This window comes from Lentzea kristufekii (assembly GCF_033949925.1).
Lineage (GTDB): Bacteria > Actinomycetota > Actinomycetes > Mycobacteriales > Pseudonocardiaceae > Lentzea > Lentzea kristufekii.
Genome location: NZ_JAXAVV010000009.1, coordinates 360353 through 370420, shown reverse-complemented (window position 1 = coordinate 370420; position 10068 = coordinate 360353). Strand labels below are relative to the sequence as shown.

The following is a 10068-nucleotide window of genomic DNA, read 5'->3' as shown; positions in this document are numbered from 1 at the left end:
CTGCCAGAAGCGGTGGCTGCCAGAAGCGGTGGCTGCCAGAAGCGGTGGCTGCCAGAAGCGGTGCACGCGCCGAAGGCCGCCGCTACTCGACGCCGCCTCCTCCTCCTGACGCCGCCTCCACCCAACGTCACCTCTGCCTGACGCGATGCACGTCTGAAGTCCCGACCCGACCCGACGCGGCGCCCGCCTCGCACCGCCCCACCGACCCTCCGCGCCAGCCCGACCGCGGCCCGGACAACACGGAGCGTGCCCGACGTCATCCCACCAGCCGCCGCCCCGAAAGCCGCCCCACGCAACCCCTTTCTCGCCCAACCCCGACCTCCAAATGGCGCTGTCCCCCACCGCCCCCGTCCCCAACCTGACGCGCTCGCCCACCCCAAGCGCTCCCCTCCCAGCCACCACCCCGCTCGACGCGGTGCGTGCCGGGAGCAGCACGCGCTGTTAACCCATAGGTCACATTTCCGGGAACGCTCCCAGGTTTCAAAACTGTGACCTGAGCCATGAACCACGAGGTCACCCGGTCGAGCGACGGCGAAAGTCCCTGGCACGGCCCGAAGTGTGTCTTGACACACGTTCGAAGCCGGGACGACACTCCTCGACGTCTGGGAGCGCTCCCAGAACCCGCCGCCGAGACCAGAGGAGTTCTCCCGTGCGACACCGTTGGATCAGCGTGCTGATCTGTGCCGCCGTGTCCGCCGCCGCCACCACAGCGTGCGGGACAGGTGGGGCCAGTCAGACCGCAGACGGCAAGACCGAGCTGACGATCGCCACCTTCAACGAGTTCGGTTATGAAGAGCTGTTCAAGGAGTACGAGGCGGCTCACCCGGACGTCAAGATCACGCAGCGCAAGACCGGTCAGGGCCAGCCCCACCACCAGAACCTGTTCACCAAGCTGGGTGCGGGTTCCGGCCTCGCGGACATCGAGGGCGTCGAAGAGGGTTACCTCAGCCAGGTGATGTCGAAGGCCTCCCAGTTCAACGATCTCAAGGAGATCGGCCCGAAGATCGAGGACGGGCGCTGGCTGGACTGGAAGACCCAGGCGATGACCACCAAGGACGGCAAGCTCATCGGCTACGGCACCGACATCGGTCCGCTGGCCATGTGCTACCGCAAGGACCTGTTCGCGCAGGCCGGTCTGCCGTCCGACCCCGAGGGCGTCAAGGCCCTGTTCGCCACGTGGGACAGCTACTTCGCCGCCGGCGACCAGTTCGTCGCCAAGGTTCCGGGCGTCGCCTGGTTCGACAGCGCCGCGCAGGTCTACAACGCGATGCACAACCAGCTCGAGACCGGCTACTACGACAAGTCCGACAAGCTGGTCGTCGACACCAACGCCGCCATCAAGTCCAACTGGACCGCGGTGACCGGGGCCGTCGCCAAGGGACAGTCGGCTCGCCTCGGTGCGTTCAGCAACGAGTGGAACACCGGCTTCAAGCTCGGCAAGTTCGCCACCAAGACCTGCCCGTCGTGGATGCTCGGCGTGGTCGAGACGCAGGCGGGGCCCGAGAACAAGGACAAGTGGGCGGTCACCGACGCGTTCCCGAACGGTGGCGGCAACTGGGGTGGCTCGTACCTGAGCGTGCCGAAGCAGAGCAAGAACGCGAAGAAGGCCGCTGAGCTCGCCGCCTGGCTGACCGCGCCGGAGCAGCAGATCAAGGCGTTCAAGGCCAAGGGCACCTTCCCCAGCCAGGTCAAGGCCCTCGAGGCGCCTGAGCTGCTGGAGCAGACCAACGCCTACTTCGGCGGCGTCAAGGCCGGCGAGCTGTTCGCCACGCAGGCCAAGAAGATCAAGGCCGCGCAGTACAAGGGTCCGGCCGACGGCCAGATCCAGGAGACGGTCTTCAGCCCGGCACTGCAGTCGGTCGAGCAGGGCAAGAACGCTGACGAGGCATGGACGACCGCCGTCGAAGGCGCGAAGAAGGCGGCCAAGTAGTGACCGCCACTCTCTCCAAGGTTGACCGCGGGCGAGTTCAGGAGACTCGCCCGCGGCCTCCGCGGCGGTACCGGCTGTCCAATCTGGACACCAAGGTGTCGCCGTACCTGTTCGTCGCACCGTTCTTCGTGCTCTTCGGGGCGATCGGGTTGTTCCCGCTGCTCTACACGGCCTACGTCTCCCTGTTCGACTGGGAGGTCGGCGCCGACGAGCCGCTGTTCATCGGTCTGGAGAACTACCGGACGCTGTTCGAGGACGACCAGTTCTGGAACGCGCTCTTCAACACCTTCAGCATCTTCGTGCTCTCCAGCGGTCCGCAGATCGTCGTCGCGGTGCTGCTGGCGGCACTGCTGAACGCGAACCTGCGGGCCCGCACCGGCTGGCGGATGGGCGTGCTGCTGCCCTACGTGGCGAGCCTCGTGGCGTTGACGATCATCTTCGGCAACCTGTTCGGCCCGCAGTACGGCCTGGTGAACGACGTGCTCGGGCTCGTCGGCATCGACCCGATCGACTGGCAGGCCAGCACGTTCGGCAGTCACGTCGCCATCGCGTCGATGGTCAACTGGCGGTGGACCGGCTACAACGCGCTGATCATCCTCGCCGCGATGCAGGCGATCCCCCGTGACGTCTACGAGGCCGCGCTGGTGGACGGCGCGAGCGCGCTGCGGCAGTTCTTCAGCATCACACTGCCGATGCTGAAGCCGACGTTGATCTTCGTGGTCGTCACCTCGACCATCGGCGGCCTGCAGATCTTCACCGAGCCGAAGCTGTTCGAGCCGTCCGGCGGCAGCGGCGGCGGCACGGAGCACCAGTACCAGACCGTCGTGCTCTACCTGTACCAGTCGGCGTTCCAGGGTCTCGACCTCGGCTACGCCTCCGCGATCGCGTGGGTGCTGTTCATGATCGTGATCGTTGTCGCCGCCCTCAACTTCTTCCTCACCAGGAGGGCCGTGCGATGATGAGACGACCGTCCTTCGCGATCTACGGAATCCTCGGCGCGTTCGTGCTCGGTTCCGCTTTCCCGTTCTACTGGTCGTTCCTGGTCGCGAGCCGCGACAACTCGGTGCTGACCGGCGACTTCACGCTGATCCCCGGCGGGAACTTCTTCTCCAACGCGGCACGGGTGTTCGACACCGTGCCGTTCTGGAAGGCCCTGGGCAACAGCTTCCTCGTGTCCGGCACCGTGACGTTCTCGGTGGTGCTGCTGTCGACTCTGGCCGGGTTCGCCTTCGCCAAGCTGCGCTTCCGCGGCAGGGGCGTGCTGTTCCTGTTCGTGGTGGCGACGCTGGCCGTGCCGACCCAGCTCGGGATCATCCCGCTGTACATGGCGATGGCCGAGTTCGGCTGGGCCGGCGAGCTCGAGGCCGTGATCGTGCCGAACCTCGTCACCGCGTTCGGCGTGTTCTGGATGCGGCAGTACCTGCTCGACGCCATTCCCGACGAACTCGTCGAGGCCGCGCGGATGGACGGCTGCAGCCTGTGGCGAGCGTTCTGGCACGTCGCCCTGCCCGCCGCCAGGCCGGCCGCCGCGATGCTGGGCGTGTTCACGTTCATGCAGTCCTGGAACGACTTCCTGTGGCCGTTGGTCGTGCTCAACGCCGACAACCCGACGCTGCAGGTCGCGCTGGAGAAGCTGCAAAGCGGTTACTACGTCGACTACTCGCTCGTACTCGCCGGAACCACGCTCGCGACGGTTCCGGTGCTCATCGTCTTCCTCGTGCTCGGGCGGCAGATCGTCGCCGGTGTGATGCAGGGCGCCGTCAAGGGGTGAAAATGGAGAACATTGTTTTCCCGCAGGGTTTTCTGTGGGGAGCCGCGACCGCCGCGTTCCAGGTGGAAGGTGCGACCGAGGTGGACGGCCGCACAGACTCCATCTGGGACGAGTTCTGCCGTCAGCCCGGCAAGGTGGTGGGCGGCGACTGCGGTGAACCCGCCGCCGACCACTACCGGCGCTTCGAGCAGGACGTCGCCATGATGGCGGACCTGGGAATCAAGGCCTACCGGTTCTCGATCGCCTGGCCGCGCGTGCGCCCGGACGGCGGGAAGGTCAACCAGGCCGGGCTCGACTTCTACCAGCGGTTGATCGACTCGTTGCTGGCGCACGACATCGTGCCGTGGCCGACGCTGTACCACTGGGACCTGCCGCAGAAGCTGGAGGAGATGGGCGGCTGGGCGAACCGCGACACCGCCTTCCGGTTCGCCGACTACGCGTCCGCCACCGTCGAGGCGCTCGGTGACCGGGTCGGCACCTGGACGACGATGAACGAGCCGTGGTGCTCGGCGTTCCTCGGCTACGCGGGCGGAATCCACGCCCCCGGCCGCACCGAACCGGCCGCCGCCGTCGCCGCCGTGCACCACCTGCTGCTCGCGCACGGGCTCGCGGCGGACACCATCCGCGCCGCCCAGCCGGACGCCAAGGTGGGCATCACGCTCAACATGTACCCGATCATCCCCGTGGACCCCGGCAACCCGGCGGACCTCGACGTCGCGCGCAGGCTCGACGGGCTGCAGCAGCGGATCTTCCTGGACCCGTTGCTGCGCGGGGAGTACCCGGCGGACATCCTCGAGGACCTCGAGCCGTTCGGGTTCAGCGAGCACATCAAGGACGGCGACCTCGGTGTCATCTCGGGGCCGATGGACATGCTCGGCGTGAACTACTACACCGAGCACTACGTCAGCTCGACGCCCAACGGCGAGGCCGGTCCGTCGCCGTGGGTCGGCGTGCAGCACGCGTCGTTCCCGCCCAGGGACGCCCCCATGACCGACATGGGCTGGGAGGTCAGGCCGGACGGGCTCACCGCCGTGCTGATGCGGGTGCACCAGGACTACCCGCGGCTTCCGCTGTACATCACGGAGAACGGCGCCGCGTTCCGCGACGACTTCTCCGGCAACGGTGCGATCGACGACGTGGACCGCACCGGCTTCATCGCTTCCCACCTGCGCGCCGCCCACGCGGCGATCGAGGCGGGCGTCGACCTGCGCGGCTACTTCTGCTGGTCGCTGCTGGACAACTTCGAGTGGGCCGAGGGGTACGCGAAGCGGTTCGGCATCGTCCACGTCGACTACGACACGCAGATCCGCACGCCGAAGATGAGTGCGAGGTGGTACAGCAGGGTCGCGCGCGACAACGCGCTGGTCGCCGTCTCATGACGGAAGGCAGGAGTCGGCGCCCCGGCCCGCGCATCGAGGAGGTCGCGCGCGTGGCCGGGGTGTCGAAGTCGACCGTCTCCAGGGTGATCAACGGCGAGAAGTACGTGAGCGAGCGGTCCCGCCAGGCGGTGCACCGCGCGATCGCGATGCTCGGGTACAGCCCGAACCACGCCGCGCGCACCCTCGCGGGCAGCAAGGCGAACGCGATCGCGCTGGTGATCTCCGAGCAGGGCAGCCGGGTGCTCGCGGACCCGTTCTTCGCCGGGGTGCTGCGCGGGGTGCACGCGGAGCTCGCGGGACGGCACGTCCAGCTCCTGCTGATGATGAACCAGCCGCTCGACGGTGAGGACCAGATCGCGTACCTCACCGGCGGGCACGTCGACGGTGCACTCGTCGTGAGCCTGCACGGCGAGGACCCGTTGCCGAGGACGTTGCACGAAACAGGGCTGCCCATCGTGGTGGGGGGCCGTCCGCTCGCGGGCGGCTCCGTCCCGTTCGTCGACGCCGACAACTTCAACGGTGCCCTCGGCGCCGTCCGCTTCCTCATCTCCCTGGGCCGCGAGAAGATCGCCACGATCGCCGGCCCGGTCGACATGGCGGTCGGCATGGACCGCCTGAGCGGCTGGCGGTGCGGGCTCGCGGAACACGGCATGGGTGTGGAACTCGTGGTGCACAGCGACTTCACGCCCGACAGCGGCGCGCTCGCGATGGAGGAGCTGCTGCGCAGGGCACCCGATCTCGACGCGGTCTTCGTCGCGGCGGACATCATGGCGCTGGGCGCGTTGCGGGTGCTGCAGGCGCGCGGCTACCGGATCCCCGACGACGTGGCGGTGGTGGGGTTCGACGACTCCGTGCTGGCGTCGACGGCCGTACCGCCGCTCACCACCGTGCGGCAGGACGTGGAGGGCTTCGGCCGGACGCTGACCTGGCGGCTGCTCGCCGAGCTGGCCGGCGAGGAGAAGCTGCCGCAGTCCATGCTGCTGCCCACGTCGTTGGTGCGCCGCTCGAGCGCGTGATCGTGCTTTCCCGCCAACGGTTCGATCGCCCCCGCGTCGAATCGACTCGAACCATTCGACGCGGAAGTAATTCCTCCCGGGCCTGAACCACAGCCAGGACCAGGCCGTATTACGACATGCGAGTGGGAGAGAGAGCGGGGGTTGCGGATGCAGGCGGGCCGATTCTTCGACGAGTCACCGGACGAGGGTCCGGAACTGCCGGACACGGCGGTGCTGCGCGTGCTGTGGATGACCGCGCAGGGAATGGTGTGGCCGTGGTTGCTGCAGAGCATGTGCCGGCGCGACGCCATCGAGCACGCGCTGAAGAGCGAGCTGATCTGGGCACCGGTCGGCGACCACCTCGGCTACCACATCACGGACGCGGGGCGGCGGCGGATCATGGACTGGTACCAGGAGAACCGCCCCGGCACCCAGGACGACTCGGCGCACTGGCGCGCCGTCACGATGCGCTGAAGGACGCCGGCCGGACCCGGTGAACGATCACCGGTCCGAAGCGAACACGCGCACGTCCCGTTCGTCGAGCAAGACGCGCGCGCCCACCGGAACACCGTCACCGCCCAGCAGGTCGGTGAGGCCGACCGGCGCGGTGACCTCGGCGCGGTCTCCGCTCCAGTTGTGCACCACGTGGAGACGACGCCCGTCCAGCGAGGTGCCGGTCGTCGCGGTGACCGTCGCCGGGAGATCCGCCCAGCCCGACACCGGTGCGGGCGTGAGCCACCTCGCGAGCGCGGCGGCGAGAACGCGGCCGGGCACCGTGCCGACGCACGTGACGCGACCGGCGCCGTGCCGCCGGGTGGTGACCGCGGGCCAGCGTCCGAAGTGGCGGTGGTCGTACTCCACGAGCACGTCCGCGCCGGCGACCACGTACCCCTCCACCCACCGGGTGGCCACCGCGTCCGCGGGCAGGTGCAGCGGGGATTCCGCCGCGGCGTGGACCCCCAGGTCGCCGGACAGGTTGCTGAACTCGTCGTAGTGGACGCCCGCCGCCTCGGTGAGGCGTCCGGGAGCGGGCTCGTGGCGTGTCCTGCCCTCGTGGTCGGCGTAGGCGGTGCGAGGCCCGATGACCAGGTGGCCGCCCGAGTGCGCGTACTCGGCGAGCCAGTCGACGGTCGCGTCGTCGGCGAGGTACAGCGCGGGCGCGATCAGCACGGGGTGCCGTCGCGCGGCCTCCTCCAGGTCGTGCAGCTGACGGGCGTGGATCATCCGCACCTGCCGTCCGGCCTCGAACGCGCCGCGGTAGAACGAGTCGAAGATCCGCTGGTACGCGCCGGAGTCCGGGCCACCGTCCGGAGTGGACAGCGGCGGGTACTTCTGCATGAGCCACTTGCTGGGCACCGAGTGGACGATCGCGATGTCGGCGTCCGGTTCGACGCCCGCGACCACCGCGCCCGCGGTCTCGAACTCGGCTCCCAGCCGCGCGAGCTCGGCGTAGGCGCGACCGGGCCGGCCGCTGTGCGGGAGCACGCCGCCCCAGTAGGTCTCCGCGCCGAAGTGCAGCGTGTGCCAGTGCCAGTACTCGATCATCCGCGCGCCGCGGGCGACGAACGCCCAGGCGGCCTGGCGCCACTGGCCGTCGTAGGCGGGACGGTTGTCCCAGGGCGCGCCGATGTTCCCGGCGTTGGTCTCGGTGACCAGGAACGGTTCCTGACGGGACGAGAAGATCCAGTCCGCACCGCGGTAGAACGCCCAGACTCCCCTGGTCTTCCAGCCCTGCTCGTGGTCGTCCGGCGTGGGGTCGGGCAGCGTGAGCCCGTCCTGCATGTCGTAGTAGGGGTTTCCGGCGGTGACGTCCACGTGGCCGGTCAGCGCCTCGTCGTCCAGAGCCACGTGCGGGTAGTGCAGGCAGGTGGTGACGAACTGCTCCGGCCGCGCGTACTCGCGGACGATGCCGGCCTGCCACGCGACGAACTCCGTGGTCTGGCGCGCCTGGAACGCCCGCCACGCCACGTCGTACTGCGGCTGGGCGTTGCCCTCCGGCGTCCACAGGTCGGCCCAGTCGGACAACCGGTGCGACCAGTACACCAGGCCCCACTCGCGGTTGAGGTTCTCGACGTCGCCGTAGGTGGCGCGCAGGTGGTCGACGAAACGCTGGAACACGCCGTGGTTGTGCAGCAGGTGCACACCCGGTTCGTTGTCCACCTGGAACCCGATGACCGAGGGGTGGCCGGCGTACCGCTCGGCGATCCTGCGCGTGACGCGTTCGGCGTGGAAGCGGAAGGCGGGGTGGGTGAAGTCGGCCTCCTACCGGGCTCCCCAGCCGACACGCCGTCCGTCGGCCCGCTCGGCCGCGATCTCCGGGTACTGCCGGGCGAGCCACGGTGGCACCGCGTACGTCGGCGTGCCGAGCACGACGGAGATCCCGCGGTCGTGAGCGCCGTCGAGCACCGGCTGGAGCCAGTCCAGCTCGAACCGGCCGTTCTCCGGCTCCCACGTCGACCACACCGACTCGCCGACCCTGATGACGGTGAAACCGGCCTGTGCCATCAGGTCCAGGTCGGTTTCGAGCCGCTCGCACGGCTGGTACTCGTGGTAGTAGGCGGCGCCGAACAACACCCGCTCGGGCAGGACAGCCATCAGGAGACCTCCGTCGTGACCGGGACGATCACGTGATCATCGGAGGCTTTTCCAGGTGGCGCAACGGAAGTCGGCGTTTCCGTTGCGGCGCTGGGCCTTTCGGGGCAGGTTCGACTCGAATCGACCGTCGAACGCGGACCCGTGGCGCGTGGTCAGACGGTGGCGGCCGCGCGGGCGGCGAGGCCTTCGACCACACCGGACAGCTTCTCGGTGACCTCCGGGTCGTCGACCGGGTGGAGATCGGCGAAGCGCACCACCGACGAGGGGATCGAGAGGGTCAGGTCCTCGGCGACCACGCCGCCGGCGATCTTGACCGCCTTGCGGGCCTCGTCCTGCGCCCACACACCGCCGTACTGGCCGAACGCGGTGCCCACGACGGCGACCGGCTTGCCGGACAGGGCACCCGCGCCGTAGGGGCGCGACAGCCAGTCGATGGCGTTCTTCAGCACGGCGGGGATGGTGCCGTTGTACTCGGGCGACACCAGGAGCAGGGCGTCCGCCTCGGCGGCGGCCTCCCGCAGCCGGGCGGCGGGGGCGGGCACGCTGCCCTCGGCGTCGATGTCCTCGTTGTAGAACGGCACGGTGTCCAGGCCCTCGAACAGGCCGACCTCGACGTGCTCGGGCGCGATCTGGACCGCCGCCTCCGCGAGCCTGCGGTTGTGCGATCCCGAACGGAGGCTGCCGACGAGCGTGAGGATGCGGACGGCCATGGCGTGACTCCCAGGTTCGGTGTGTGGTCGGACGACTCCCCACGCTAAACGGGACGCGGCCCGTTTATCTTCCGGCTAGGCTGCCGAGGTGATCGACAGCACATCCCTGCACCTCGCCGGCGCGGAGCCGCAGCTGCGCGCGGACGCGGTGCGCAACCGGGCGTTGCTGCTGGAGGCCGCCGCCCGGCTGGCGGCACGGCGGGGTGCGGCGGCGATCACGATGGAGGCGGTCGCCGCGGAGGCCGGGGTCGGCAAGGGCACGGTGTCGCGTCGCTTCGGTGACCGCAACGGCCTGATCCGGGCCCTGCTGGACCATTCGGAGAGCCAGTTCCAGGAGGCGTTCCTCAGCGGACCGCCGCCGCTCGGGCCCGAGGCCGACGCGGCCACGAGGCTCAGGGCGTTCGGCCCGGCCCTGCTGCGCCACGAGCACGCCGACATCGATCTCTACCTGGCGGCCGAACCGTCGCCGGGCCGCCGGTTCGCGGTCCCGGCCCGGCAGCTGCGCCACCGGCACGTGGCCGTGCTGGTGCGCGCGCTCCTGCCCGGTGCCGACGCCGAGCTGCTCGCCCACACCCTGCTGGCATCGGTGGACGTCGTGCTGACCGACCACCTCGTCCGCGGCCGCGGCATGCCGCTGGAACGGGTGGAGACCGCCTGGCGCGACCTGGTCGACCGGCTCCTGGGCTGA

At 69.6% G+C, this 10068-nt stretch carries 9 protein-coding genes and 1 pseudogene; 7 read left to right on the top strand and 3 right to left on the bottom strand.

What is annotated here, in order from left to right; genetic code table 11:
- The first annotated feature begins 649 nt into the window (after positions 1 to 649).
- From SK571_RS20770 to SK571_RS20745, 6 genes are all read left to right on the top strand, one after another.
- Positions 650 to 1930: an ABC transporter substrate-binding protein gene (locus SK571_RS20770; RefSeq protein WP_406602007.1), complete on the top strand. Its 1281-nt coding sequence runs from the start codon at positions 650 to 652 to the stop codon at positions 1928 to 1930.
- Positions 1888 to 2889: a carbohydrate ABC transporter permease gene (locus SK571_RS20765; RefSeq protein ID WP_319985741.1), complete on the top strand. Its 1002-nt coding sequence runs from the start codon at positions 1888 to 1890 to the stop codon at positions 2887 to 2889. Before SK571_RS20770 ends, SK571_RS20765 begins: the two co-directional genes overlap by 43 nt.
- Positions 2889 to 3701: a carbohydrate ABC transporter permease gene (locus tag SK571_RS20760; RefSeq protein WP_319985740.1), complete on the top strand. Its 813-nt coding sequence runs from the start codon at positions 2889 to 2891 to the stop codon at positions 3699 to 3701. The genes SK571_RS20765 and SK571_RS20760 overlap by 1 nt, the downstream gene beginning before the upstream one ends.
- A 2-nt stretch (positions 3702 to 3703) precedes the next feature.
- Positions 3704 to 5080: a GH1 family beta-glucosidase gene (locus SK571_RS20755; protein ID WP_319985739.1), complete on the top strand. Its 1377-nt coding sequence runs from the start codon at positions 3704 to 3706 to the stop codon at positions 5078 to 5080.
- Positions 5077 to 6096: a LacI family DNA-binding transcriptional regulator gene (locus tag SK571_RS20750; protein WP_319985738.1), complete on the top strand. Its 1020-nt coding sequence runs from the start codon at positions 5077 to 5079 to the stop codon at positions 6094 to 6096. Before SK571_RS20755 ends, SK571_RS20750 begins: the two co-directional genes overlap by 4 nt.
- Before the next feature lie 147 nt (positions 6097 to 6243).
- Entirely contained in the window at positions 6244 to 6549 is a 306-nt protein-coding gene (locus tag SK571_RS20745; protein ID WP_319985737.1) for a hypothetical protein, read from the top strand.
- Positions 6550 to 6576: 27 nt separating this feature from the next.
- Here SK571_RS20745 and SK571_RS20740 read toward each other — a convergent pair whose 3' ends face one another.
- The 3 genes and pseudogenes from SK571_RS20740 to SK571_RS20730 form a co-directional block, all read right to left on the bottom strand.
- A complete protein-coding gene (locus tag SK571_RS20740) occupies positions 6577 to 7479 on the bottom strand; it encodes a beta-galactosidase (RefSeq protein WP_319985750.1) in 903 nt (300 codons plus the stop codon).
- Between the two features lie 24 nt (positions 7480 to 7503).
- Positions 7504 to 8670 (bottom strand): annotated as a pseudogene (locus SK571_RS20735) (beta-galactosidase); the annotation flags it as partial.
- Positions 8671 to 8822: 152 nt separating this feature from the next.
- Positions 8823 to 9380: an NAD(P)H-dependent oxidoreductase gene (locus SK571_RS20730; RefSeq protein ID WP_319985736.1), complete on the bottom strand. Its 558-nt coding sequence runs from the start codon at positions 9378 to 9380 to the stop codon at positions 8823 to 8825.
- An 88-nt stretch (positions 9381 to 9468) separates the two neighbouring features.
- Between SK571_RS20730 and SK571_RS20725 the strand changes: the two genes are divergently transcribed.
- Positions 9469 to 10068: a TetR/AcrR family transcriptional regulator gene (locus SK571_RS20725; RefSeq protein WP_319985735.1), complete on the top strand. Its 600-nt coding sequence runs from the start codon at positions 9469 to 9471 to the stop codon at positions 10066 to 10068.

Excerpts from the sequence above, each read along its gene's own strand:
- SK571_RS20750 (WP_319985738.1), top strand. The coding sequence starts at position 5,077 with ATGACGGAAGGCAGGAGTCGGCGCCCCGGCCCGCGCATCGAGGAGGTC.
- SK571_RS20730 (WP_319985736.1), bottom strand. The coding sequence starts at position 9,380 with ATGGCCGTCCGCATCCTCACGCTCGTCGGCAGCCTCCGTTCGGGATCG.
- SK571_RS20745 (WP_319985737.1), top strand. The coding sequence starts at position 6,244 with ATGCAGGCGGGCCGATTCTTCGACGAGTCACCGGACGAGGGTCCGGAA.
- SK571_RS20755 (WP_319985739.1), top strand. The coding sequence starts at position 3,704 with ATGGAGAACATTGTTTTCCCGCAGGGTTTTCTGTGGGGAGCCGCGACC.
- SK571_RS20760 (WP_319985740.1), top strand. The coding sequence starts at position 2,889 with ATGAGACGACCGTCCTTCGCGATCTACGGAATCCTCGGCGCGTTCGTG.
- SK571_RS20765 (WP_319985741.1), top strand. The coding sequence starts at position 1,888 with ATGGACGACCGCCGTCGAAGGCGCGAAGAAGGCGGCCAAGTAGTGACC.